The organism is Scytonema hankhaensis NUACC26 (assembly GCF_045865695.1).
Lineage (GTDB): Bacteria > Cyanobacteriota > Cyanobacteriia > Cyanobacteriales > Nostocaceae > Scytonema.
This window is the reverse complement of sequence record NZ_BAACAP010000117.1, coordinates 1-24,263: the sequence shown is the minus strand read 5'-3', so window position 1 is coordinate 24,263 and position 24,263 is coordinate 1. Positions and strand designations below refer to the sequence as shown.

Genomic DNA, 24,263 nt, shown 5'->3' with positions numbered 1-24,263 from the left:
TCATCAATTGCTCGTTTATAGTCTTTCAGACCCTGATAAGCATTACCTCGATTGTTGTAGGCATTAGAATTGTTGGGGTTAATTCGTAGGGCTTGGTTGTAATCATCAATTGCTCCCTGCTTCTCTCCCAACAGGGCATGGGCATTCCCTCGATTGTTGTAGGCATCAGCATTGTTAGGATTAATTCGTAGGGCTTGGTTGTAATCATCAATTGCTCGTTTATAGTCTTTCAGATCGTGATAAGCATTAGCTCGATTGTTGTAGGCCTTAGAATTGTTAGGATTAATTTGTAGGGCTTGGTTGTAATCATCAATTGCTCCCTGCTTCTCTCCCAACAGGGCATGGGCATTCCCTCGATTGTAGTAAGCATCAGCATTGTTAGGATTAATTCGTAGAGCTTGAGTGTAATCAGCAATTGCTAGTTGATAGTCTTTCAAACTATGATGAACGTTCCCTCGATAGTAGTAAGCACCAGCATTGTTAGGATTAATTTGTAGAGCTTGGGTGTAATCAGCAATTGCTCCCTGCTTGTCTCCCAATAAGGCACGGGTAAAACCTCGTGCTTTATAATTGATTGCACTAATTGGATTGTTAGGATCAATTTGTAGCGCTCGTGTGTAATCCTCAATTGCACCTTGATAATTTTTCAAGTTGGCAAGGGCATCTCCTCGCCATCCATAAGTGGTTGAATTGTTGGGAGCAATTTGCAACGCTTGTGTGTAATCAGTAATTGCTCGTCGATAATCTTTCAAACTATAATAAGCGTTTCCACGTAGCTGATAGATATAGGCATTCTTGGGATCGATTTGCAACGCTTGGGTGTAATCTTGGAGCGCATCTTTATACTCTCTGCGATCGTACTTATGTTTACCCTGAATCAGAAAGTCTTTAACTTTGGCATCTGTGGCGATGGAAGTCGTTTCATATGGTTTGCCAAGTGTTTCTACTCCATAAGCAATCGTGAGGACAGGATAATTCTCGCCTTTTTGCTTAAGAACTAGATCGGGGTCGAGATAGTGCGCTCTTATTAATTGTGGTTGAACTATTACAATTAATATACCAACCAATATTGCTATGAGAACGTGGTAATGTTTCACGAGGTTAAAGCAGAGATTTCGGTATTTTTGTAAACGCTAAAATCCTTAGTAATTCTTACCCTATAAGACAAGAATTGAATCACAAACAGAACAATTCACTCAAATATAAAACTTCTCTTCTCACACCAGATAATTGTATCATCTAATCAAAAACTCCTTCCACGTTACCGTTTACGAAACTGGCAACTAAAGTTTGTGACCGGAGTAGGCATTAAAAGTAGCGAAGGCACACTTTGCCAACGTGCGTGGCCGAAAATCATGCTATGAAAGAACTAGTAACATAAAATTACTCCTCTTAGCAAAAAATGCGGAAAAAGCTAGTCTCGGCTATACCAATAAGAATTATACATTATTGCATACCACATTTGGGAACGTAGTTACAACAATTGCATGGAAATTAATTATAGCAGTATATGGCAGGCACAAAAATTGGGTTTTATTAAGCGCAATTAATACAGATGATAAGACTGCAACAAGCTGAGCTACCGTAGTAAGTATTGGGAGACGTGAGGTAGCGCTCGCTCAAAGAATACCCTACTATATTTTTCAGCACAACATCAGCTAAAATCCACACCACAAACAGCAATACCTAAATGCATTGGGAAATGGCAGAAGGGAAAGCGATCGCCCACAAAATATCCTATAATATTGCTCGGTATAACATTAGCTAAAATCCACGCTACGAAAAGATTTCACTGATTATATTGCTTGCGGTGATGGCGTGAGGTGAAGTGTCGGGTGCAATCGTCAACTTCTGTAAGTAAAGCATGACTATTTTATGTCTCTAACTATTACGGATTTGGAGCAACTCCAACAAGAACATCCAGATTGGCAAATGGAACTGGTAGACGGAAACATCATTGTTATGGAGCCATCAGATTATGAGTCAGATGAGATTAGCATTCGGTTTGCTGCCAAGCTGTGGAATTGGGTTGACCCGCGTAGATTAGGGCGAGTTACTGGTTCTAGTGCTGGTTTCATTCTGCCTCACCTGACAACAAACAACACTACAAAAAGAAACCTCCGTGCTCCAGATGTATCTTTCGTACTTGCTCATCGTTTAAAAAGAACTCAACGTGATTTTGTTGAATTAGTTCCAGATTTAATGGTTGAAGTTAAGTCTAAAACCGCCCAAATCGATAAATTAGAAGAAAAAATCAAGATGTTTTTGAGATTGGGAACAGTAATTGGTATCTTGATAGATCCCGACCAGTTGACACTAACTGTCTACCAACTCAACCAAGAGCCAAAGGTTTTACAAGATGGTGAGGTACTGCTATTACCAGAGTTATTACCAGGATGGGAGTTAGCCATATCTGACCTTTGGCCACCTGTGTTTGAATGAATTCATTAAGCAAGCTATCTTGTTAGTGACTCCTAAATTTTCATTAATACTTCAGGTATTGCACAATTTCGGTAAGTCTATATCCTTCTTAAGAAAACTAAAATAGGAACTATAAAAGTATAAACGGAAATAACGGCTTATCCTTTTGCTATGCCTGCTAAAGATGTGTATCATGATACCGTTGTCCAAGCTCTCATTACAGATGGCTGGGAAATTACTAACGACCCATTTCTTTTATCCTATGGAGGTCGAGACCTTTATGTCGATCTAGGGGCAGAAAAGAGGGCGATTGCCGCGCAAAAGGGCAATCGGAAAATAGCCGTTGAGATTAAGAGCTTTTTAAAGCCTTCTCCAGTTCGCGATTTAGAAGAAGCGGTAGGGCAGTATGGTATCTATCAAAGTATTCTGACAGAAATCGCACCAGAACGAATGCTTTATTTGGCTGTTCCCAAACGCTCCTATGAATCTATTTTTACAGAAAAACTAGGACAGTTGATTGTAAAGAGCTTGCAAATTCAACTCTTGGTATTTAACGAGGAACAAGCGAGGATTGTGCAATGGATACCTTAGAACGCTATCGCCAGATAGTCCGCCAGTTAATTGATGAGTATGCGAAGTACAAACCGTCTCATGGTCAGATTGAGACTGAAGCAATTATCGATTCCAAAACAGATCATTATGAAGTAATGCATGTAGGATGGGATGGGCAACGTCGGGTACATGGTTCAGTGGTACATATTGATATTATCCAAGGGAAAATTTGGATTCAACATGATGGTACTAATCGTCCTGTAGCTGAGGAGTTGTTGGAAGCAGGAGTTCCGAGAGAAGATATTATTTTGGGTTTTCATCCTCCTCAAGTCCGTCAGTATACCGATTTTGGCGTGGCATAAATGAGAGAGAAAGCTACCTGAGTGCAAGTAATAAATCACTTAATTACTATTTATTGCTCGGATTTAACTTGCACTTATCTCTGTACTTATAGACTGTGAAGTATCAAGCCGTTTATTCATAACCTTTCAAAACTATGTGGGAAGCATTTCACATATGTATCCTCATTCAAAACAATATAAATCTTATTTATATATAGAGAAATTTATCACACTTGATTCTACGTAGTTATTAATTAGCAATCGCCCTTGAGAAAAAAGTTTGTCATTCACCAACCATTAAATCAAATGTTTCCAATATTACATTAGAAAAAACTTTTAATCTTATTTATTCTTGCGCTTCATCTTGAAAAAAAATGGGTATTAGCCTAGCATTGATATCACGAATTTTGGGTGTATTTGCAGATTATTAGTAGTCAAACGGCTTCTTAAGTATATAAGTATAAGAGCCATAGAAAACAAAGAACTAGTAGTATACCCTCGCTGTAAATATGTCAATAACACGCCTGCAAACTTTTTTAACTACCAAAAGGTATAAATCTCAGCTCGTATTTTGGTTCAGTTTAAGTCTGACTTTTGCAATGATTTATAGTCTTTTAGAGCTAAAGCAGGCATTTAGTAGTGCTTACGTAGTACAAGACGATGCGCGGGTATATGTATCTTGGATGCAAAGATTTTTAGAGCCAGACTTGCTGCCAAATGATTTGCTTGCCGACTATTTTCAATCCGTAACACCATTTGGATATGCTACTCTCTATCGACTCATGGCATCTGTGGGTATCGATCCACTTGACTCAAGCAAAATCCTGCCAGTCTTGTTGCTTTTACTGACAACTAGCTACTGTTTTGCCGTCTGTATGCAGATATTGCCAGTCCCCGCCGTAGGATTTATGACTACGTTGCTGTTCGATCAAAATCTGGTAATGAGAGATGATTTAGTCTCTGCTACGCCTAGATCTTTTATTTATCTGCTGTTTCTGGCGTTTGTATACTATTTGCTGCGAGGCAATGCACTTCTATGTCTGGGCGCGATCGCACTTTCTGGATTGTTTTACCCACCGTTGTTGTTTATCTTATCTGGAATCTTAATCTTAAAGGTATGGCATTGGCAAGACAAGCTCCCCTGTTTATCTCGCAATCGCCGAGATTATGTGTTTAGCATTACCGGGCTAGGACTTGCCTTGATTATGATGCTACCTTATGCCCTGAGTTCTACTGAGTATGGCTCTGTAGTTACACCGAATGCAGTTAGAGCATTACCAGAATTTTCTGAAACAGGACGAATACCTTTTTTTGATGACAATCCCTTTCAGTTTTGGCTATTAGGACAGCACAGTGGTCTTCTGCCAAATATATTAGAACACCCACTATCCTCAATTGGTTTTTTATTACCGATACTGCTGCGCTATCCCAAACGCTTTCCCTTAGTTAAACGAGTTACCAGGAACGTCAGAATTTTACCAAAGATTGCATTGGTATCTTTGGGGATGTTTTTTGCTGCCCATTTCACACTTTACAAACTCTTCGCCCCCGCCCGTTATACGCGCTATACACTCAAGTTTGTCATCATTCTGGCAGCCGGAATAGCGATCGCAGCGATACTAGATGCCGTTTTTCGCACGAGCAAGAAATCTACTCAATTTCCAGAGCATCGGCAGTTTTTAGCCTTCGGGTTAACAGTTCTCTTAGGAACTACCCTCGTTTTTTATCCCCTGTTATTGTCACACTTTCCAAACAGCAATTACATCAGAGGTGAAGCACCAGTCGTGTATGAGTTTTTTCGGAAACAACCGAAAGATATTCTCATTGCTGGGCTGTCGCCTGAAACAGACAACCTGCCAACATTTTCCCAGCGACCTATCTTAGTTGGTTGGGAATATGCAGTTCCTTACCATACCAGATACGATCGCCAAATTAGACAACGAGCTACCGATCTCATTCACGCCCAGTACACTCAAAATTTGGTAGAAGTTCAAAATTTTATTCAGACGTATGGGGTAGATTTTTTCCTGCTGGATCGCACAGCATTTACACCTGAATATATGAACACTAATCCTTGGCTTCAACAGTGGCAGCTCGTGGCAAAAGATATTTTAGCTACACTAGAGCAGGGAACTACCCCGGCTCTAGTTAGCACGCTGAAGCGTTGTTCTGTAGTGGATACTGAGAGATTGATTGTACTCCAGGCAAAATGTGTGACAACTCAGAATTGATTCGGCTTGGAAACAATTGCTGATAGTGCTAGTGATAAAGTTAGTGATGTGTCAACAACCACTTTCATGACTACTGCGTTGCTGCTTGTAGTTGTAGTCAGTATCGTAGTCAATTGTACCAAACAGTTCAATCACTTTGAGTTGCTGGTGACGCTGTATGTATTCGCGCAGTGCTAATTCAACTACATCCCGTTCATTTTCTTGATTTCCAACAGCTAGGGCTTCTTGAATAAGAGCCTCATTGATGGGAATATTGATAGTCATGTCCAACTAAAGAAACATCACACTATAATTATAGGTTAGCTGTTTCTAATTAGTTAACGCACAGAAGGCTGAAAAGCTGAGTTTGTCACTGTGCCCTAAAACTATTGGCTAAGGAGAATAAGGAAATGCGATCGCTTATGTAGGTGCGTTAACATCAGCATAATGTACATTAGTTTAGATTATCAATCTGAAATCCTAGTTTACGACTATGCAAGTTACCTTCGATTTGCCTGATGATTTTGTCGCCCAGTTACATCCACTTGAAGACAAACTGCCACAGATTTTAGAGTTGGGATTGCGAGAACTCAATGCGAGCAGCCAGAGTGAATTTTCAGGTGTCGCTGAAGTGTTAGAGTTTCTAGCCAGCCTTCCCACTCCCGAAGGCATTATTGCCTTACGTCCTTCTACAACCCTACAAGCTCAGATTTCTGCTCTGCTGAAGAAAAATCATACAGTAGGTTTAACACCTACAGAAGAACAGTTATGGCAAGGTTATCAATACCTGGAACATATTGTGAGAATGCCTAAGGCTAGAGCATTTGTAAAGCTAAAGGAAGTTCAAGGGAAATAAACTTAGTTAAATTTGTACAACACTTTTATGCGATCGCTAATCCCCAAACGGAAAGCCAAAATCGCTTGATGCAAGTTAGTTTATTTAACTTTACATTACGCAATTTAGCATTACATAAATTAGCGTATCTCAAATTTGTATCACATAATTATGTATCGGGTAAATTGGTATCATTAAGATTACAATGACTTAAATTGCTGCCATTAATTTTAATACCTATAAAGGCATGATGACTGAAGTTTTAGTCCTCATGTTGCAGCAATGGAGCAGTGTATGGTGTTATGGGAGTGTGAAAGTTCGGTTCTTTCGTAGGTGTCGTGCTAAATGTTTAATTACAGTCGATAAATGTGCTTTAAAATTAAGGCTTACAGGCGCTTCTAGTCTAAATTTTGTCAATCTTGCCGTTATAGACAGGTAATAATGGCTGTTACAATTGTTCAGCAAGGGTTTCAAGCTTATTTATTGACGAATTTAGCACGCGCTTTGTACGCAAGAACCTTCATTCTTCCTCACCTCACAACAACCAACACCACAAAAAGAAACCTTCGTGCTCCAGATGTGTCGTTCGTGATAAATTCTACACTTGTCTTTGCGAGCGCTGCCTATCAAGAAAGGTAGAGGGAATAACTTCCTTGCCCAAAAAATCAGCATAATCTTTCAGAATTTGTGTAAGCTTAGAATAAACAGGCATCGCGAGCCATTATACTATAGGAATTTGGAGAACCAAATGAAAGCAATCAAAGTGATGGCAAGCATTGATGAACATGGGCAACTGACGTTAGATCGTCCTATAATAACCGATAAGAACAGTCGCGTTGAAGTAATTGTCCTTATCCCAGAAGAGGCAGAAGTCGATGAGGATGATACACCTGATGAAGCAATTTTAGACGATTTTCGTCAAGCTTGGCATGAAGCTCGAACAGGACAAACGATTCCTATCGAGCGAGTTTGGGAAGGACTGGAGAATGTCTGAGCAACCAGCAATTGAAGTTGAAGCGTCACCAACGTTTAATCGAAATCTACGCACCCTAGCTAAGAAATATCGTAATATTCGTAGCGATATACAACCTGTAGTTAACCAACTTCAACAAGGAGAGCTACCTGGAGAAGAGATACCTGGAATTGGTTTTGAAGTTTTTAAGGTGCGAGTCAGAAATAGTGACGTTCAAAAAGGTAAAAGTGGTGGTTATCGTCTTATTTATTATGTAAAAACGGAAACTAGCATTATTCTACTGACTATTTACACTAAATCAAAACAAGCTGATGTTGCAGCAGATAACATTAGAGGTATTATTGTCGAATATGAACAACGTGCAGTTGAAAATTAAGAAAAATCATAAAACTAACTAAATAAATTTAGACGGATTTAACTTGCGCTTATTCCTGTACTATATAGTATCGTGCAGCAAAAACGAGCTACTGTCTCTGAGTCATTTTTAATTCAACTAGTACGATGCTCCTTCGTTCGCTGTTAACAGAAAAATTTCAGCCAATCAATAAGCTAGAAACATCGCTACAGAATGTTTTATGGCTTCAGATCGTTCTCAAAAAGTCCTAAAAATGCTCAATGATAGGTTACTCGAAGCTTATGAAAGATATTATGGGAATTTGAAGATTGGAGATATGTCTCCTGAAGAATTCATCAAAACCTACGGATGTATCGAGGATAGGCTTAATAGCAATTTAAACCTGGGAGTTACAACTCCTTCTGAATTCACTTCTACCTTCTCTACAAACTCAGCTAATGCCGATCGCAGTTCCAAGTCCTCCAATGAGTCTCAGAACGTAGTTTGAGAAGCAATAACGATTAGCCTCTTGGCATTCTCAAAGGTATTCCCTATCAAAAGTTTTACTTGGGGTTGATAGGTGTTACTCCTTCCCGTCAGAAGATTATTTATAATAGACATCTCCAGCAAAGATGTAAGGGCGCAATGCCTTGCGCCCCTACCAAGACTTTCAGGTAATCCATAATTAATTTCTGGCGATGTCTAATATCAATGTGCAATAAGGTACCATAGATGCGATAACCGTTTGGCTAGCCTGTTTCTATTAAAAGATAGCGATCGCGCTCTCGATCGAACACTAGCTCGACTTGAATTTCCTCATCGTTCCCCATAAAATCAGCATAATCTTGCAGAATTTTTACAATAATACTGCGATACTCAGTGTTCAGTGAATCCATCGGGCGAGCGCCTCCTTATTTTTAACTGTATCGTGATACTTGTCTTTAGCAGGCATAATATTTATCCTAAGCTTAATGGCAATTTAAAACTGGGAGATACAACCCCTTCTGAATCTACCTCAACCTTCTCGATAAACTCAGCTAGTGCCGCTCGCAGTTCCGAATCATCCAATGATTCCCAGAACGTAGCTTGAGACGCAATGACGATTTTCCTCTTAGCATTTTCAAAAGTATCACTATCAACAATTCTACTTGGGATTGATAGTGTACTAATGGTCGCCTCTATTTTTGCGATCGCTTGAATTATATCTGGGTTAGAACTCCGCAGCCCTCGCAAAACAGACAATTCGTTGGTTAACTTTTCTATTTGCTTGGTATTAACAACTTGTGTTGTTGCCGATTGACTTTCTAGATGCTCGATTAATTTCGGTGCGTATTCGCATAAAGCTGCGATCGTCTTAGCTACAATTTCCCGCAATCGAGTACATTTTGAATTTTTGCAGTGATATTTTCCTGGTTTATTGTAATTCACGCACCGCATATACTCAGTTCTCGTTTTATGTCGGGAAAAGTTACGGTACATACCTCCTTCACAATAGCTACACTTAATTAAGCCTGCAAGTGGATAGTCGCCACGTGTTGATTTTGCCGAACTCCGATACCTCCTATTTGCTGACAATTTCTGTTGAATCGCCTCTACTGTTGCTGATGTAATCAAAGCTTCGTGAGTATTAAAATTGATTATTGGTTCTCGATGAATACCTTTTTTCTTTTTAATGAAATAAGCTGTATGTCCTTGTAATGCAAAGTTTTTAACCCAATCTCGCAAACCTGCAACAGTAAAAACTATTTCATATTCATTATAAATAGAGTTGCATACATCTTTTAGCGATCGCATTTCCAAGATTAAATCAATAATAATTTTTGCTAGTTCAAAATAATTTTTTCCAGATTTTTCGTGAATATTTTTATTAGGTGTTAAACGCTGATTTTCATCTTTTGCATATCCAAATGGAGGAACGCAAAACTTTAATTGCTGCCGAAAATACTCGTTTCCTTGTTTAACTCGTTGGGATAATAACCTTGATTCAAACTCAGCAAGCCCGGACATCTGGTTAATACTAAACCATCCAAAGGGGCTATTTGGATCGACAGGTGCATCGAGTACCCGTAGGTTAACATTATGCCTCACGAAAATATCGATCGTCTTATGAATAGTAATCACACTTCTACCCAAGCGATCGACACGAGTTATGATAATTTCGTCAACTTGGTTTTGTTGTACTAACTTCAGCAACTCATTAAATTGTTTTCGAGCATCGTTGCGTCCCGACTCAATATCAATCAAGACTTCCATTGCACCCGCCGCTTTTAATCTAGCTATTTGCTGATTGAGTGCGTCAAACTCCTCTGCTTGTTCTTGGGTGCTCACGCGGGCGTAACCGTAAACTCTCATGAAAATCCGTTCAAATCAATCCCAAAATCATATCACAAAAGGTGTTGTTGTAAGTGGTCGTGTTCACGTGTACCGACAACATACTCTAACAGAGTTTCACCTGCAAGGCGGTTGCCAAAATTCTTGCTACCAATGAAACCAGGAGCATTCACAGGGATAACCGGAGTGTTGATTTTCTCTCCAGCCGCTTTACACACTGCATCTAAGTCTTCACCAATCAAAGCAGTGACACAGGTAGAGTAAACAAAGATAGCAGCAGGATGGTAGCGCTTTTCAATTTCCAGAATAGCTTTATATAACTTTTTCCCTCCACCAAAGATGACATCAGTTTCATCCATATCAGTGGTAAAGCCAGTCTTGTACATTATTGAACCGGAAGAGAAACTACCGCGACTCCCCCAAGAATTACCAGAACAAGCGATCGGTCCGTGAACTAAATGAGCGGCATCGGTAATAGGTACTAGAGCAATCATAGCACCATCAAAAGCACAACCCCCTTGAGCAGCGCCCGGTTTAGGTAATTGGGAGCAAGATTTATTTTTCTTGTCTCCATGCTTGGTTTTATTGTGTTCGCAACCGGGCTGAGTCAACAACTCATTAATTTTACTTTGGTTAATTTTCATTTGTTTTGTCCTTTGTCATTTGTCATTTGTTATTTGTCATTTGTGGTTTGTCGTTTGTCATTTGTCATTTGTGGTTTGTCATTTGTCCTTATCTAATGACCAATGACCAATGACCAGTGACCAATGACTAACAAATATATTTTGTAATATCTTCTCCACATTCATCAGCCAAGTAAGATAAAGCACGAAAACGTAAATTCACAAACTCGTCATACAGAGGATTGAGTTTACAAAGAGGCGGAATATGGAAAGTCTGTCCAAATAATTTAATATCTCGCTCAAAAGGACAACAGCAAGGAATCAGTTGACAAAGAAGATGAGCGAGACGAGCATTTCTAATTTGAATTTTATCTACCAAACGACGCAGAGGATATAAAATATCAAAGGAACCAGGTTTTTTATTGTTTGGTGGATGATAGTTTGGATGAGTGTGAGTGTGAGTTACGGTTTCCATAGTAGACATTTGGGAAAAATGTAACAGGAAAAGGAAAAAGAAAAGCGATCGGGGGATTGTTAGTAGTTAGTAGGGGCGCAATGACTTGCGCCCGCACAGTGGTTATTAGAGAATTCAATCAACAACTAACCATTAACCACTAACCATTAACCATTTCCTTTTCCTTACTTGACACGGCGCAGGTTAACGCAATTCCTAACGAATCAAGTCGAAGGAGATATCGGTCTTACCAGTGATGTTGGTGTTACGATCCAACTCGTCTAGAAGTGTGTTAACAATCCAGTTGAGTAGGTTTAAACCACCTTGGTAACCAACAGTTGGGTAGCGGTGCAAGTGGTGGCGATCGAAGAGAGGATAACCAATCCGCACCATTGGGATCTTGGTATCGCGCCACAGGTACTTACCGTAGGAGTTGCCTACGAAGAAGTCTACAGGTTCGGTGAACAAGAGACTGCGTAGATGCCACAAGTCTTTTTGATTCCAAACAGTTCCTTGCTTACCGAAGGGGCTAGCGCTGAGGATTGCTTCCATTTCTTTCTTGAATTCGTTATCGCCATTGTTGCAGAGGATGTGTACTGGTTCAGCACCCAACTCCAACAAGAAGCTAACTACACTAACGATTAAATCTGGGTCACCGTAAATTGCGAACTTCTTGCCATGAATCCAAGCATAGGAGTCTGTCATGGCATCTACCAAGCGTCCCCGTTCGATTTCTAACTCTTCAGGGATGGGCTTACCAGTTAATTCTGATAGTGTCATTAAGAATTCATCAGTGCCTTTAACACCCCAAGGACGTAATACCTTGGTTTGTTGACCCCACTTTTCTTTGACATACTCTTGTGTCTTTTGAGTGGAGTAGCCCTGTAAGAACACGGTTCCATTTGCATTGATGGAATCAGCCGCATCTTCTAGCTTGGTACCACCTGGGTACATATTGTACTCACCGTTGTTAGGTGAATCCAGATAATCGCTGTTATCTGCCAGGATAGTATGGTCAATTCCCATCAAGCCCAGCATCCGCTTGATTTCGCGGTTGTTACCAGTATAGGTATCAAATCCAGGAACAAAGTTCAGCTTGCCGTTGGTAGTATCTTTCTTCTTACCTTCTGTCAAATAAGACAGAATTCCTCTCATCATGTTATCGTAACCGGTGATGTGAGAACCAACGAAGCTAGGAGTATGAGCAAAAGGTACGGGGAAATCCTGGGGAATTGCATCTGCATTCTTAGCATTACCGATGAACGCGCCCAAGTCATCACCGATAACTTCTGCCATACAAGTGGTGCTAACAGCAATCATTTTAGGCTTATAAAGTTGGTAAGCAACTTGCAAACCTTCAATCATGTTGTTCAAACCACCGAATACTGCAGCATCTTCTGTCATGGAAGAAGAAACGGCGGAGAACGGCTCTTTGTAGTGACGGCTGAGGTGAGTACGGAAATAAGCGACGCAACCTTGAGAACCTTGTACAAAGGGTAAAGTGCCTTCAAAACCAGCAGCAGCAAAAATAGCTCCTAAAGGTTGGCAACCTTTTGCAGGGTTAACAGTTAACGCTTCACGAGCAAAGTTCTTTTCACGATACTCCCAGCTTTTTGTCCACTCAGCAACCCTTTCTACTTCTTCGTCGCTGTGTCCGCCTTCAAACTGTTCTCTCTTGTTCTTGAATAACTCTTGGTATTCTGGTTGTTGGAACAGCTCTGCATGGTCTTTAATTTGTTCTGGATTTTGAGGCATTGATGTTCTCCAAGCTTGCTGGGTTGTATGTTTTAGGGATTGGGGATTGGGAATTGGGGATTGGGGATTAGGAATGGAAAATTGTTTTCTAGTCCCTAGTCCCTAATCCCTAGTCTATAGTCCCCCTTTGTTTCAGGTGCTACCTGAGAATACTTAGTGAAACAGAGGGCTGTTGTCTCATCCTCGTTCCCAGGCTCAGCCTGGGAATGCATTCAATTGAGGCTCTGCCTCATCTTTGGTTACCAAGCTGTTAGCTTGGTAACTAATTTAGAAATTAAGCGCTAACTTTAGCCTTAGCAGTTTCTTTCTTCCAAGGAGTAGGAATAATATCCCAAGTTGGGCTGTTAAGAGCCAAATCCATGTCACGAGCAAAAACTGCAAAGCCGTCATAACCGTGATAAGGACCGGAGTAATTCTTTTTATGCTTTGATAGTTTTTAGCTGTGTAATGTTTGCTGCAAGCAATGTCAAAGCTAAACAGTGTTTGCGGATAACATATTTATTTTTAGACTAAATTTAGGCTAAAAACACCCCCCATGAAAATGACAAATATCGGCAAGCTTTTGAAGATTTAGAGTCAGTTTCGTCAACCGATCGCAGTTTTCTTGGCTCAAGTCTGCAAGCACAGCAACAAAGAGAGCATATGCAAAATAAAGTATTACTGGAATTAGAGAAAGTTAATCAGCGTTTGAAGCTAGCAAAGACAAAAGTGACAATTAGGGAATCCAACGGAAGCTTACAGTTACGCGCTACGTTACCACTTAAACCAGGAGACAAGGACACAAAGGGAACTGGGAGAAAGCAATACAATCTCAGTTTAAATATTCCTGCTAACTTAGATGGGCTAAGGACTGCTGAGGAAGAAGCCTATGAATTAGGGAAGTTAATTGCAAGGCATAGCTTTCAATGGACTGATAAATATTTAGGGAATGAAGCCACTAAGAAAAGTTGTACGACTATAGGAGAATTATTGGAAAAATTTGAAGAAGAGTATTTTAAAACTCATAAACGAACGACAAAGAGCGAACACACTTTTTTTTATTATTTTTCTCGAACAAAACGATTTACAAATTTAAATGATGTAGCATCTCCAGAAAATTTTATAGAAGCAATTGAGAAAATTGATAAGGAATGGTCGAGATATAATGCAGTTCGAGCGATCGCAGCATTTTGTCTCACCTTTCAAATTGAAATTGATTTATCAAAATATTCTAAAATGCCTAAGTGTAATTCCCGTAAGATACCTTCGGATGAAGAAATCTGTAGGGGAATTATGAAATTTGAAGATTACTTAAGTAGTAGGGGACATCAGGTCAATCAAGAAGTTAAAGATAGTTGGCAACTTTGGCGTTGGACATATGGAATGCTAGCCGTTTTTGGTTTGCGACCAAGAGAACTTTTTACCAATCCCGATATCAATTGGTGGTTAAGCCAAGAAAACATAGACTTGACCTGGAAAGTGCATAAAGATTGTAAAACAGGAGAGAGACAAGCATTACCGTTATACAAACAATGGATTGATGACTTTGATTTAAGAAATCCCAAATATTTAGAGATGTTAGCAACAGCAATTAGCAAGAAAGATAAGAATAACTATGCAGAAACAACAGCATTAACTCAAAGAGTGAGTTGGTGGTTTCGTAAAATCGGATTGGATTTTAAGCCCTACGATTTACGTCATGCTTGGGCAATTCGGGCGCATATTCTAGGGATACCAATAAAAGCGGCAGCAGATAATTTAGGGCATAGCGTGCAAGTTCATACCCAAACTTATCAACGTTGGTTCTCGCTGGATATGCGGAAGTTAGCAATGGATCGAGCTTTGAGTAAGAAAAATGAAATTGAGTTTATTCGAGAGGAGAATACTAAGTTGAGGATGGAGAATGAGAAGTTAAAGCTAGAGATTGAAAAGTTGAAAATGGAGATTATTTATAAGCGGAGTTGAAAATAAAACAGTGAACAAATTATGATTGCACCAAAAACTATATACAAACGCATCTTGAATATGGCAATGGGGTAGTATGGAGTTAGTTTCGGAGGAGCATTGAGTATGACTCTGGCATCAAATGAAAAAGCAGCTATTATTCGTACAGAGCGTGGACTAACGATCGCAGGAACGCGCATCACCCTCTACGACGTAATGGATTATGTAACCGCGCAATATCCGCCTAAGTTTATCCGGGGATTGTTTGAGCTTATAGCAATGCGGAGCGACTGCTGAATGACTTTGAATATCGAGGACAATGTGTTGAAAGTCTGATTGAAACTGTACTTGACCTTGATAGTTATTGAGGTGCAAGACGAATTTTCATTCCGTGATGTGCATTATTGTGCTTGTTTCGACTCTTCATCCTCCATACTAAATTGCCACATCATAAAAGTAAAAATGTCGGCTCTTTCTTGGAAACGTTGCATTTTTGTCGATCCCACCCCATGTCCTGCTTCATAATCAATGCGAAGTAAGACAGGTTTGCCACTGGCTGAAGCCGCTTGAACTCGTGCTGCAAATTTAGTTGATTGCCAAGGTTCGCAGCGCGTGTCAGTCATGCCGTGTATAATCATCATTGCTGGATAATGAACGCCATCTTCGATATGCAAAAAAGCGTCCATTTCATAAAGAGCTTTGAAACCAGCGAGACTCTCACAACTTCCAAACTCACGGACATTATTCACTCCATTGGGAGTCGTTTCAAGACGTACTGGATTTAAAGCGCCTACTCGTAGTATTGCCACAGCAAACAAGTCAGGATGCTCAGTGATGGCTCTGCCGATTGTAATACCACCAGCGCTTAATCCTTCAGCTGCTAGTTTGGAAGGTGAAGTGTATTTATTTTCGATGAGATACTTGGTACAGGCGATAAAATCTTTCCAAGTATTCGGTTTCGTCTGCTGAAATCCAGCCCGATACCACTCGTCCCCTTTTTCGCCACCGCCGCGCACGTGAGCAAAGGCAGCAATACCCCCTTTCTCGTACCATGCATAATCTTGATGTTGATAGGGTAGGTATAGGGAGAAGCCATAAGCCCCGTAACCAGTTAACCAGCATGGATTTGAGCCATCGAGCTTAATTCCTTTTTTGTAGATAATTGACATTGGCACCAATGTCCCATCATGGGATTGCACCTCAACCTCCTCAACAATTAAATCATCCGGTGCATCATATTGACCTTTTGGTTGTAGAAGAATCTCCACAAACCTTTCTGTTTTCGCATTGTATTCGTAGATGCTGTTGGATCTTGTCCAAGAAGCCATAGTTAACACAATCCCTTCCACTCTGGAATCATTTTTTGACAATCTTGCGTCATTGGCAAAAAAATCGACTATTCCATCAAAAGGAAGTTCTAGTTCTGTCGCCGCACCACTGTAAGGAATGCGAATCACTTTATCGATCGCATTGCCATCCATCAGTACATAGAGTGCATCAGTAGCTGCAAATATGTTGTTTATGGTTTTGTCACTTTGCGCTAAGACAAGTTCAGCTTTAGAAATATCGGGATTTTTTAACGAAGTTTTAACAATCTTGTAACGAGGTGCTGATGCCGAAGTAGTCATCTGTAACAGGTTGGACTGGTGCAACAGGTGGTTTTGGGTTTTCGAGCATTTGTCTTCCTCCATAAGATTGAAATGTGCTATTTGTCTTCCCATCACCAAACTAATTTAAAACCATTTTCAGGGAAAAATAGCCGAAGGGGCGCGGCGGCATTACGCCCTAACCCAAAACGTAATTCATTTGAATAAAAACTGCTGTAACTAACAGAAAATCTCAGTTGTTGAGTTTAGGAGAACTTGATAATATTAACAAAGTGGGCGCTCGCAGTACCAGATTGGCAAAAACACTATGGCAAAGCGTAAGAAAAGCAATCTAGAGTGGATGAAACAAACGCTTGAACTAAAACCAGACCATCACTGGGAAGGTCCACCTGGTTATAAAATCTTTGTGGCAGATCGAGGAGCGGTTCGCTTCAACGTACCTCGTGATTGGGCTTTTGAGCCACAAGAAAAATCATTTAAGTTCTTTGATAAAGAACCACCCGACGAGGATTGCTGTCTGGAAGTCTCTTTCAATCGTTTACCACCCCATGACTGGAGCCAGTTTCCACTAAAATCTACTCTGAGGAAAGTGGTGGAAAATGAGTCTCGCAATGTCATTGCCAAGGGAGAAATAATTACCGTCAAGCGCCAAACTGCCAAGATTGTCTGGACGGAGATTAAATTCATAGACACCCAGGAGGAGCCACGGGAAGCTTTCTCGCGGACTTGCATTGGTTTGGGGTCGAACATTCAATGCTTGATTACCTTCGATTATTGGGTAGACCAAGCAGAACAGCTTACACCTGTTTGGGATGAAGTGATGCGTAGTCTGACGCTGGGATTATATATCCGCGACCCATTGACTGGTGTGGCTTTTCCAGATTAGAATTGCAAGCGATCGAGGAATGGATTAACGACTTCTTGAGTCTCTTTACTACTCACAACCGGAACAATTTCAAAAGTCGCTCCCGAACCACGCCATTTCAGAATCCATTCCTGAAGTAAACGCAAATCATTACACTCCATAAGCTGAAAACATCTACTAAAATTTGGTTCTACCCAACTATCAATGTATTTCAGACCTTCGGGAAACATTCTTCCCTCGTCACGAACACGCTGATAGATTGGCAGCATATCGTTATCTTTGAATCGTTCAATAATCATGAATAACATTTGATAGTCCTTATTGAAAAATTAGATACTTGTTTGTGTTAAGAAAGCATTACGAATAGTTCGATTTATAAAGCTGAGATAATCATTAACTTCTTCGTAAAGGTCAAGTTCGCGTTCTTCCTCAGAATTCAGTGGATAATTTTTTTGTTTTATCAATAATTCTTCTATACAATCTTGAACTTTACTGGAAGCCCGAAAGATGGGAATTCCTTCAACTAATTCGATACGAACTGCTCCTTCAATTGGTAGATTATTAGACAAATTTTGTAATTTTGGTGGAAGTACCATTATCGTGAGTTTTTTATTTTTGATATATGGATATAGTAACATTGTAAAATTTTACGACTAGTATTCCCTATTAGAACACGTCAGCGTAATTTTAGGTAGGGTTATGGCGCTAAAAAGCAAATTTTGTTAGTGGTTTTTCCAGGTTAGATCCTGCTTTGAGAGAACTGTTGCTGGAGCGGTAGAATTGTTTTGAGCTTGTAGTAGAGATGTAAAGGCGAATTCACAATTGCGGAAATTGCCGTTCTCGTTGGATTTGCTCACCAGAGTCATCTCAACCATCACTTCAAGTGGCTATTCGGGGTGACACCTAAAGGATTTCTCACAAGTCAGTGAGAACGTGTTAAAAATCACAAGAATTTGCAAGAAATCAATCTGTTTCTTCGTAATACTTGGAACTGAGAAGACAAGTCCCTAGCTAGCAGTTGATGGCATATTGTTTATTTTCCAGTCAATAACTTGAGGGAAAATGCTGATAGCAAGGACGACGCCACCAATCACCAAACCTTGCAGTTGCGATCGGGCTAGTTCTGGGTGCAGTCTCAGTAGTAGAGTATTGCTGAGGGTAAATATTGCAATCAGTATCCAGTAGAGCAAGCCATCGCCCATCTGTTCTTGACCAAGTAAAGAACGCAAGGGAAAAGGACTAGTCAGCGTTGAGATGAGTCCATAGCTGCAGGTATACTGCTAGAATTAGTGGTTTCCCATTGAACAATAAGTATTTGATTCATATTTTGAACTAAAATCAATTCATGCTGGCTGTAAAATTATCCTCATGAAAGCCTGAGTCAGTTTGCTATCTAAGTTGAATTATCATTTGAAGTTGACTTGAATGCTCATTGTTTTGAGCAATCAACCATCATCCCGTCGAATGTGTTCGATCGCAACAATCAGTGCATCCAACATTACATCGTAGCTTTGATCGGTGGAGCGTTCCAAAGTCATTAGCCCTGCTTGCTCAACTGCAATAAATCCGTAAATTGCAGCATTCAACATCCGCATCACATCAATTAACTGAGTATCGGTTAAGTCATAAGCATTCAAAGCTTGGCGAAGGAAGTTTAGGAGTTGCTGGATAATTGCACCTGCTTCAGGATCGCTCGGCTGAAGTTGAACTTGCATCATGACCTGATAACGAGCGGGATAGGTTTTAGCAAAGTTGCGGGCAAAATGTCCCAACTGTTTCAGCAAATCTGGAGTAACTGAGCGTTCAGCAATCATCTGCTGACACTGAGTTAAGTACTGTCGCCAGAGTTCTATGACTGTTGCTCGCTGCAAATCCGCACCATTCTCCAAATGCTTGTAAATAGCAGGTGGCTTGATGCCTAAAAATCGAGCGACTCGACTGACCCCAAGTGCCGACGCTCCATCGCGATCGATGCAAGAGATAGCTGCAGCAATGACATCTTGCCGTGACAATGATTTTTCCTTAACTGGGCGACCCATAGTTGACAAATTAGTTAACACTTTTAACTAAAAGTGAATATAATTAACTTATATCTTGCATTGGAGTTGAATAAACGAGGTGAAATTGACCTATGAGTGACTTGGTTTTCCTGTCAGCCCATCAACTTGCTCAGATGATTCGCGATCGCATTGTTTCTGCTGTTGAAGTTACCGAGGCTTATCTAGCTCAAATCGCCAAGCATAACACGAAACTAAATGCGATTTGCACGTTGGATGAAGACAATGCCCGTGCTAGAGCTAAGCTTGCAGACGAAGCCTTAGCCAGAGGAGAAAATTGGGGTGCTTTGCACGGCGTTCCCATCACGATTAAAGATATTTTTGAAACTACCGGACTCCGCACCACAGCAGGTTATATTCCCCTCAAAGACTACATTCCCCAACAAGATGCAACTGTTGTAGCTCGGCTTCGGACAACCGGAGCTATCATTCTTGGAAAAACAAATATGGCAGAGCTAGCTGGTGATTTTCAGAGTACGAATTCTCTCTTCCCACGGGTAAATAATCCCTGGAATGTTGATTACACAGCAGGCGGTAGTTCTGGAGGTAGTGCTGCTGCTGTTGCTGCCGGACTTTCACCGTTAGACATCGGCAACGATATTGCAGGTTCCGTGCGTCAGCCTGCTCATTTTTGTGGCGTTTATGGCTTGAAGCCAACAGATCGCCGGATCTCTACAGCTGGATCGATTCCAGAAGTACCAGGAATGCCCTATTGTCTCCGACAAATGATAACTGTAGGCTGTTTTGCACGCTCGCTCAAAGACATTCAAATCTGCTTTTCATTAATTGCTGGAGCCGATCCTCGCCGTCCTGATGTTCCGCCCATTTTGCTGGATACTCCTTCTGGTAAATCTTTAAAAGACCTTAAAATTGCTTGGATTGATGAATGGGAGCAAGTTCCTGTGAATTCTGAAATTCGAGCCGCAATGCAAGCGATCGCACAGAAACTTTCTCAAGAGTGTGTCCGTGTTGAACGTTGGTTTCCTAAAGATTTCGATCTATCAACGGTGTGGAACCTCTACGGACGGATAGCAGCCTACATTAACAACTACGCCCAACCCAAAGATCGCTATAATATTCGACGCAGCATAGAGTTACTTTTTCGGACAGCAACTCAAGGCGACAAGAAACTTCGCGAATTAGGGAATTTCAGCCGCGTTCTACCCGAACTTCTCAATCCGAGCTTAAGAGGATATTTTGAGGCTCTTACCGCTCGCGATCGCTTCGTTGCCCAAATGGACTCTGCTCTAGAACCATGGGATGTCTGGCTCACTCCTGTAGCAGCAACTCCAGCATTTACCCATCGTCCTGCTTGGAGCGCTATTGACATTGAGGGCAAACCCTATCCCCATGGAGTTGCAAATGGAGCCTATACTATACCATTTAATCTCAGCGGTCATCCTGCTGTAGTGATTCCCATTGGGCAGACTCAGAGTGGTTTACCAATTGGACTGCAAATTGTTGGGAAGCGATGGCGAGAGATGGAATTGTTGGCGATCGCTGAGGAACTTAACGACGCGATCGGTGATTTCCAATATCCATCAAGCTACTCAGTATATTCCTAGCTGAATGAGAAAAGGAGGTAATTAAAATGTATAAAGAAATTTCCACCTCAATTGTTCAATCTAATAAGTAACCCTATGATATTGATTTAGCACGCTAAGTACGCAAGAACCTCAGTTGCACGAGTCATTGCTCCTGGGCGGTTAACTCCTATGCGAATTAAACGTAAAACTTCTAACATCCATTTGCATCCAAGTGTGTGCTCCACAATATGGGAAACATTTGGCTGTGAAGTAGAGAAATTTTTTTTCAAGCTTCGAGGCTGTGATGTCTGCATTTGCTACTAAACGGTAACTACCTTACCAAACAGTGCTGACTTGCGAGGTCAGAGAGAACTTATTTACGCTCTTGTGGTATCGAAATACCCTCACCGTTAATTTTAGCACAAAGGGGTTTGGCAAAGATGAAATCCATGCAAGCAGCTGTATTAACTGCATTTGGTGATGCTGAGAGTTTTAAGATTCAAACTGTTCCTATGCCAATGCTGAAGTCCAATCAAGTATTAGTAAAGGTTTGTGCAACATCAATTAACCCCATTGATTATCAAACTCGTCGTGGTGATTACAAGGATTTGATTCAATTACCAGCTATTCTTGGAGTTGACGTTTCAGGAGTTATTGAGACAATTGGGGAATCAGTGACAGAGTTCAAGGTGGGAGACGAGGTTTATTACTCGCCGCAAGTTTTTGGGAAATTTGGTAGCTACGCTCAATATCATGTTGCTGATGCAGCTATTGTTGCTTTTAAGCCTACTAATCTATCACATATTGAAGCCACTTGTTTTCCTCTTGCAGGAGGAACAGCTTGGGATTGTCTAGTAACTAGAGGGAATTTACAAGTCGGTGAAACAGTTCTCATTCATGAGTCGTGCTGGTGGAGTTGGTTCAATCGCAGTTCAATTAGCGAAAGCAATGGGGGCATATGTGATTACAACGTGTAGTTCTAAAAATCGAGATTTTGTTAGAGAACTTGGCGCAGATCGAGCGATCGATTACAAAAATGAAGACTATGTGAAAGTTGTTCTTCAAGAAACAAATGGACTGGGTGTAGATTTGGTTTTGGATGCGATCGGGGGTGAGACAATTCAAAATAGCTTAGAAATTATTCGCCCATTTGGTCGGCTTGTGAGTATTGTAGATATTGCGACTCCGCAATCACTTATTAAAGCATGGGGCAAGAACGTGACTATCCATTTTGTTTTTGCGCCCCAGTACCGGTCATAACTCTTAATCCGAATTTTAAATATTTAGAAATTCATTATCGCTCTCCTAAAGTTTCTTGAATATGGTTTTCCAACCATTGTTCATACTCTTCAAGTTCGGCTACTTCTTTCATTAATTGTTGTCGGCGTTCTTTAATTTCTGCTAGATGTTTAAGTAAATTGCTTCCATCTAGTACAGACTGTACTAATGAAATAAATTCTTGTTGGGAAATTTCTCGACCAGCAAAGGCTGTGGCTTCTAATTCATCTAGTTTTGCCCAACGTTGGAGTTGTTCGGGAGTGGGAGAATGAGTCATTGGTGTTTCTGGTTAATCAAGTGGTTGTAGTTGACGGCGCTGTTTTATTTCTGACAAAACTGTATTGGCTGTATATTCGGTTACTATTAACTCTCTCGAATAATCGGTTTCTCGAAATCCAATATTTTGATAGAACTCCTTAGCTCTTTCAATTGTTAGTACTTTTACAATACCACCAAACCCACTTGATTGACTTTCTCCGATGATACCTTCGATTAGCGAGGTAGCAGCGCCTTTACGTTTGTAGATGATGTCTTGACCTGGTTGTTCAATTACATTCCAGGGAGCATTAGTCAAGCTTTTAATTATAATACCTTGTTTTAATTCTGCTTCAATTTCTATTTGTTCAATTGATATGATTGCTGCAGCTTGTAATATTCCTGAATTATCAGTAACTCCTCGATAACTACTACTATTGGCTCCAGAAAAAGCTAGTGCTTCCACTTTTGCAACACAATCTCCAAATCTTGTTCCAAATATTCTATGTATGTCACCGCTATAAAAGGTATTAATGTATTCTCTACATTTGTTATTCCATCTAATTAACTGGATACGAAAGTCTGTTGATGTGCCAATGATGTAGTTGAAAATATTCATATTAGTCTAACAAAACAGAAGTTCAAAAAGTTGTGTTTTTTACGATTTTTATTTAATAAAAATTTAATTAACTCCTAGATCTCTGATAAAATCTGCATTTTATCTGACGGGTTATCCAAAAAATATTATCATTAAAGTACTGAAAAACTTTAATTTAGGCTAAAGTTAGGCTGAATTTTATTCTTCCTTCAAAACATATTGTCCCATCTGACTTTGAGGTGCGATCGCAGAATCGGAGTAATCCCAGGAGTGCATTTGACGGAAAGGCAGACCCATCTTCTGGAATACGTACTTCTCTTTAATACCAGAAGCAATTAAATCGGGCTTCATGTGCTTGACGAACTCTTCAAACTCGAAAGCTGTTACGTCATCATAAATGATGGTTGCGCCATCAATATAATTGGTAGTACGCTTGTAATCGTCGTTATGAGCGAATTCGTAACCAGTACCAATAACCTTGATACCAAGATCTTCAAACGCGGGAACAACGTGACGGGGGCGCAAGCCACCAACGTAAAGCATAACTGTCTTGCCTTCGAGGCGAGAACGATACTTATCAAGCACCGCATTCATCACTGGAGTATACTTAGCGATGACTTTTTCTGCGTTTTCTTGGATCTTCTCATCGAAGCGAGCTGCGATTTCGCGTATAGATGCAGCAATCTTGGTAGGACCAAAGAAGTTAAATTCCATCCAAGGCATACCGTAAGATTCTTCCAAGCTACGGCAGATGTAGTTCATTGAACGGTAGCAGTGGATGAGCACTAATTTGGAAGCAGGACCGTTAACCAACTCGTTAACAGTACCGTCACCAGACCACTGAGCAACAACACGCAAGCCCATCTCTTCAAGGATCATGCGGCTAGCCCAAGCATCACCACCGATGTTGTAGTCACCGATCAGTGCTACATCATAAGGACCGGGTTCGATAGACAAAGTATTTTCTTTCTTAGCCTTATCGAATTTGGGGAACATGTGGTCGCGGAGAGCATCGTTAGCGATGTGGTGTCCGAGAGATTGAGAAACACCCCGGAAACCTTCGCAACGTACTGGTACGACAGGCTTGTTAATTTGTTTAGCAGCTTTCTTAGAAACAGCTTCGATATCATCTCCGATCAAACCGATAGGACATTCAGACTGAACGGAGATACCACGGTTGAGGGGGAAGAGTTCTTCAATTTCCTCAATAATTTTGGTAAGCTTTTTGTCACCACCAAATACGATATCGCGTTCTTGGAAGTCGGAGGTGAAGTGCATGGTACCGAAAGAATCGACACCAGTCTTACCTACATAGTAGTTACGAC

Annotated in this window: 29 protein-coding genes and 5 pseudogenes; 16 read left to right on the top strand and 18 right to left on the bottom strand. The window is 40.6% G+C overall.

The window, feature by feature from the left end; translation table 11 throughout:
• Nucleotides 1-1,097: tetratricopeptide repeat protein (locus ACKTT2_RS06125; RefSeq protein ID WP_407885034.1), on the bottom strand; the 1,097-nt coding region annotated here is incomplete at its 3' end.
• A gap of 778 nt (nucleotides 1,098-1,875) precedes the next feature.
• Between ACKTT2_RS06125 and ACKTT2_RS06120 the strand changes: the two genes are divergently transcribed.
• The 4 genes from ACKTT2_RS06120 (at nucleotide 1,876) to ACKTT2_RS06105 (ending at nucleotide 5,545) form a co-directional block, all read left to right on the top strand.
• Nucleotides 1,876-2,442 (top strand): Uma2 family endonuclease, encoded by a 567-nt coding sequence (locus ACKTT2_RS06120; protein WP_407885033.1) that lies wholly within the window; start codon nucleotides 1,876-1,878, stop codon nucleotides 2,440-2,442.
• A 150-nt stretch (nucleotides 2,443-2,592) separates the two neighbouring features.
• The gene (locus tag ACKTT2_RS06115; RefSeq protein WP_407885031.1) at nucleotides 2,593-3,012 is read left to right on the top strand and encodes an element excision factor XisH family protein; all 420 of its coding nucleotides are present in this window, start codon (nucleotides 2,593-2,595) and stop codon (nucleotides 3,010-3,012) included.
• Nucleotides 3,000-3,335 carry a XisI protein gene (locus tag ACKTT2_RS06110; RefSeq protein WP_407885029.1) on the top strand — a complete coding sequence of 112 codons (336 nt, stop codon included), beginning with the start codon at nucleotides 3,000-3,002 and terminating at the stop codon, nucleotides 3,333-3,335. Before ACKTT2_RS06115 ends, ACKTT2_RS06110 begins: the two co-directional genes overlap by 13 nt.
• Before the next feature lie 578 nt (nucleotides 3,336-3,913).
• The gene (locus tag ACKTT2_RS06105; protein ID WP_407885027.1) at nucleotides 3,914-5,545 is read left to right on the top strand and encodes a hypothetical protein; all 1,632 of its coding nucleotides are present in this window, start codon (nucleotides 3,914-3,916) and stop codon (nucleotides 5,543-5,545) included.
• A gap of 51 nt (nucleotides 5,546-5,596) precedes the next feature.
• Here the strand turns inward: ACKTT2_RS06105 and ACKTT2_RS06100 are convergent, their stop codons facing one another.
• The gene (locus ACKTT2_RS06100; RefSeq protein WP_407885025.1) at nucleotides 5,597-5,809 is read right to left on the bottom strand and encodes a type II toxin-antitoxin system VapB family antitoxin; all 213 of its coding nucleotides are present in this window, start codon (nucleotides 5,807-5,809) and stop codon (nucleotides 5,597-5,599) included.
• 208 nt (nucleotides 5,810-6,017) lie between these two features.
• Here ACKTT2_RS06100 and ACKTT2_RS06095 point away from each other — a divergent pair, with 208 nt between their 5' ends.
• Nucleotides 6,018-6,380, top strand: a complete 363-nt coding sequence (locus tag ACKTT2_RS06095; protein WP_407885023.1) for a hypothetical protein — start codon at nucleotides 6,018-6,020, stop codon at nucleotides 6,378-6,380.
• A 25-nt stretch (nucleotides 6,381-6,405) separates the two neighbouring features.
• Here ACKTT2_RS06095 and ACKTT2_RS06090 read toward each other — a convergent pair.
• A pseudogene (locus ACKTT2_RS06090) lies at nucleotides 6,406-6,522 on the bottom strand (hypothetical protein); the annotation flags it as partial.
• A gap of 278 nt (nucleotides 6,523-6,800) precedes the next feature.
• On the opposite strand from ACKTT2_RS06090, the gene ACKTT2_RS06085 reads away from it, so the two are divergent.
• The 4 genes from ACKTT2_RS06085 (at nucleotide 6,801) to ACKTT2_RS06070 (ending at nucleotide 8,174) form a co-directional block, all read left to right on the top strand.
• Nucleotides 6,801-6,998 carry a hypothetical protein gene (locus ACKTT2_RS06085; RefSeq protein WP_407885021.1) on the top strand — a complete coding sequence of 66 codons (198 nt, stop codon included), beginning with the start codon at nucleotides 6,801-6,803 and terminating at the stop codon, nucleotides 6,996-6,998.
• Nucleotides 6,999-7,107: 109 nt separating this feature from the next.
• Nucleotides 7,108-7,353 (top strand): type II toxin-antitoxin system RelN family antitoxin, encoded by a 246-nt coding sequence (locus ACKTT2_RS06080; RefSeq protein ID WP_407885019.1) that lies wholly within the window; start codon nucleotides 7,108-7,110, stop codon nucleotides 7,351-7,353.
• Entirely contained in the window at nucleotides 7,346-7,708 is a 363-nt protein-coding gene (locus ACKTT2_RS06075; protein WP_407885017.1) for a type II toxin-antitoxin system RelE/ParE family toxin, read from the top strand. Before ACKTT2_RS06080 ends, ACKTT2_RS06075 begins: the two co-directional genes overlap by 8 nt.
• Nucleotides 7,709-7,907: 199 nt before the next feature.
• On the top strand, nucleotides 7,908-8,174 hold the full coding sequence (locus tag ACKTT2_RS06070) for a hypothetical protein (RefSeq protein WP_407885015.1): 267 nt from the start codon (nucleotides 7,908-7,910) through the stop codon (nucleotides 8,172-8,174).
• A gap of 241 nt (nucleotides 8,175-8,415) precedes the next feature.
• On the opposite strand, the gene ACKTT2_RS06065 is transcribed toward ACKTT2_RS06070, so the two are convergent.
• The 6 genes and pseudogenes from ACKTT2_RS06065 to ACKTT2_RS06040 form a co-directional block, all read right to left on the bottom strand.
• A complete protein-coding gene (locus ACKTT2_RS06065; RefSeq protein WP_407885014.1) occupies nucleotides 8,416-8,562 on the bottom strand; it encodes an element excision factor XisI family protein in 147 nt (48 codons plus the stop codon).
• Nucleotides 8,563-8,623: 61 nt separating this feature from the next.
• Nucleotides 8,624-10,018 carry a fdxN element excision recombinase XisF gene (gene xisF, locus ACKTT2_RS06060; RefSeq protein WP_407885012.1) on the bottom strand — a complete coding sequence of 465 codons (1,395 nt, stop codon included), beginning with the start codon at nucleotides 10,016-10,018 and terminating at the stop codon, nucleotides 8,624-8,626.
• 53 nt (nucleotides 10,019-10,071) lie between these two features.
• Nucleotides 10,072-10,641: pseudogene (locus ACKTT2_RS06055) on the bottom strand (nitrogenase component 1); the annotation flags it as partial.
• Nucleotides 10,642-10,768: 127 nt separating this feature from the next.
• Nucleotides 10,769-11,095: a Mo-dependent nitrogenase C-terminal domain-containing protein gene (locus ACKTT2_RS06050; RefSeq protein WP_407885010.1), complete on the bottom strand. Its 327-nt coding sequence runs from the start codon at nucleotides 11,093-11,095 to the stop codon at nucleotides 10,769-10,771.
• A 195-nt stretch (nucleotides 11,096-11,290) separates the two neighbouring features.
• Complete coding sequence (gene nifK / locus ACKTT2_RS06045; RefSeq protein ID WP_407885008.1) at nucleotides 11,291-12,829, bottom strand: nitrogenase molybdenum-iron protein subunit beta; 1,539 nt, start codon at nucleotides 12,827-12,829, stop codon at nucleotides 11,291-11,293.
• 274 nt (nucleotides 12,830-13,103) lie between these two features.
• A pseudogene (locus ACKTT2_RS06040) lies at nucleotides 13,104-13,253 on the bottom strand (nitrogenase molybdenum-iron protein subunit alpha); the annotation flags it as partial.
• A gap of 119 nt (nucleotides 13,254-13,372) precedes the next feature.
• On the opposite strand from ACKTT2_RS06040, the pseudogene ACKTT2_RS06035 reads away from it, so the two are divergent.
• Nucleotides 13,373-14,773 (top strand): annotated as a pseudogene (locus ACKTT2_RS06035) (site-specific integrase); the annotation flags it as partial.
• A gap of 105 nt (nucleotides 14,774-14,878) precedes the next feature.
• A pseudogene (locus ACKTT2_RS06030) lies at nucleotides 14,879-15,025 on the top strand (DUF433 domain-containing protein); the annotation flags it as partial.
• A 128-nt stretch (nucleotides 15,026-15,153) separates the two neighbouring features.
• On the opposite strand, the gene ACKTT2_RS06025 reads toward ACKTT2_RS06030, so the two are convergent.
• On the bottom strand, nucleotides 15,154-16,443 hold the full coding sequence (locus tag ACKTT2_RS06025) for a prolyl oligopeptidase family serine peptidase (protein WP_407885004.1): 1,290 nt from the start codon (nucleotides 16,441-16,443) through the stop codon (nucleotides 15,154-15,156).
• 223 nt (nucleotides 16,444-16,666) lie between these two features.
• On the opposite strand from ACKTT2_RS06025, the gene ACKTT2_RS06020 reads away from it, so the two are divergent.
• Nucleotides 16,667-17,245, top strand: a complete 579-nt coding sequence (locus tag ACKTT2_RS06020) for an Alr1449 family protein (RefSeq protein ID WP_407885003.1) — start codon at nucleotides 16,667-16,669, stop codon at nucleotides 17,243-17,245.
• On the opposite strand, the gene ACKTT2_RS06015 is transcribed toward ACKTT2_RS06020, so the two are convergent.
• Both ACKTT2_RS06015 and ACKTT2_RS06010 read right to left on the bottom strand, forming a co-directional pair.
• Nucleotides 17,242-17,532, bottom strand: a complete 291-nt coding sequence (locus ACKTT2_RS06015; protein WP_407885001.1) for a DUF3303 domain-containing protein — start codon at nucleotides 17,530-17,532, stop codon at nucleotides 17,242-17,244. The genes ACKTT2_RS06020 and ACKTT2_RS06015 overlap by 4 nt on opposite strands.
• 21 nt (nucleotides 17,533-17,553) lie before the next feature.
• Nucleotides 17,554-17,820, bottom strand: coding sequence for a hypothetical protein (locus ACKTT2_RS06010; protein WP_407884998.1), 267 nt, complete (start codon nucleotides 17,818-17,820; stop codon nucleotides 17,554-17,556).
• Between the two features lie 225 nt (nucleotides 17,821-18,045).
• Between ACKTT2_RS06010 and ACKTT2_RS06005 the strand changes: the two genes are divergently transcribed.
• Nucleotides 18,046-18,153, top strand: a complete 108-nt coding sequence (locus ACKTT2_RS06005) for a helix-turn-helix transcriptional regulator (protein WP_407885036.1) — start codon at nucleotides 18,046-18,048, stop codon at nucleotides 18,151-18,153.
• Nucleotides 18,154-18,231: 78 nt separating this feature from the next.
• Here the strand turns inward: ACKTT2_RS06005 and ACKTT2_RS06000 are convergent, their stop codons facing one another.
• Nucleotides 18,232-18,453, bottom strand: a complete 222-nt coding sequence (locus tag ACKTT2_RS06000) for a hypothetical protein (protein ID WP_407884996.1) — start codon at nucleotides 18,451-18,453, stop codon at nucleotides 18,232-18,234.
• Nucleotides 18,454-18,669: 216 nt separating this feature from the next.
• Complete coding sequence (locus ACKTT2_RS05995) at nucleotides 18,670-19,236, bottom strand: TetR/AcrR family transcriptional regulator (RefSeq protein ID WP_407884994.1); 567 nt, start codon at nucleotides 19,234-19,236, stop codon at nucleotides 18,670-18,672.
• A gap of 119 nt (nucleotides 19,237-19,355) precedes the next feature.
• Here ACKTT2_RS05995 and ACKTT2_RS05990 point away from each other — a divergent pair, with 119 nt between their 5' ends.
• Nucleotides 19,356-20,846, top strand: coding sequence for an amidase (locus tag ACKTT2_RS05990; RefSeq protein ID WP_407884992.1), 1,491 nt, complete (start codon nucleotides 19,356-19,358; stop codon nucleotides 20,844-20,846).
• Between the two features lie 86 nt (nucleotides 20,847-20,932).
• On the opposite strand, the gene ACKTT2_RS05985 is transcribed toward ACKTT2_RS05990, so the two are convergent.
• A complete protein-coding gene (locus ACKTT2_RS05985) occupies nucleotides 20,933-21,121 on the bottom strand; it encodes a hypothetical protein (RefSeq protein WP_407884989.1) in 189 nt (62 codons plus the stop codon).
• Between the two features lie 126 nt (nucleotides 21,122-21,247).
• Between ACKTT2_RS05985 and ACKTT2_RS05980 the strand changes: the two genes are divergently transcribed.
• On the top strand, nucleotides 21,248-21,784 hold the full coding sequence (locus ACKTT2_RS05980) for an alcohol dehydrogenase catalytic domain-containing protein (protein WP_407884987.1): 537 nt from the start codon (nucleotides 21,248-21,250) through the stop codon (nucleotides 21,782-21,784).
• Nucleotides 21,768-22,067, top strand: coding sequence for a zinc-binding dehydrogenase (locus ACKTT2_RS05975; RefSeq protein ID WP_407884985.1), 300 nt, complete (start codon nucleotides 21,768-21,770; stop codon nucleotides 22,065-22,067). Before ACKTT2_RS05980 ends, ACKTT2_RS05975 begins: the two co-directional genes overlap by 17 nt.
• A gap of 34 nt (nucleotides 22,068-22,101) precedes the next feature.
• Here ACKTT2_RS05975 and ACKTT2_RS05970 read toward each other — a convergent pair whose 3' ends face one another.
• From ACKTT2_RS05970 to ACKTT2_RS05960, 3 genes are all read right to left on the bottom strand, one after another.
• Nucleotides 22,102-22,362 (bottom strand): hypothetical protein, encoded by a 261-nt coding sequence (locus tag ACKTT2_RS05970; RefSeq protein WP_407884984.1) that lies wholly within the window; start codon nucleotides 22,360-22,362, stop codon nucleotides 22,102-22,104.
• Between the two features lie 12 nt (nucleotides 22,363-22,374).
• Complete coding sequence (locus tag ACKTT2_RS05965) at nucleotides 22,375-22,959, bottom strand: GNAT family N-acetyltransferase (RefSeq protein WP_407884982.1); 585 nt, start codon at nucleotides 22,957-22,959, stop codon at nucleotides 22,375-22,377.
• 177 nt (nucleotides 22,960-23,136) lie between these two features.
• On the bottom strand, nucleotides 23,137-24,263 hold a 1,127-nt coding region (locus ACKTT2_RS05960), incomplete at its 5' end, for a nitrogenase component 1 (RefSeq protein ID WP_407884980.1).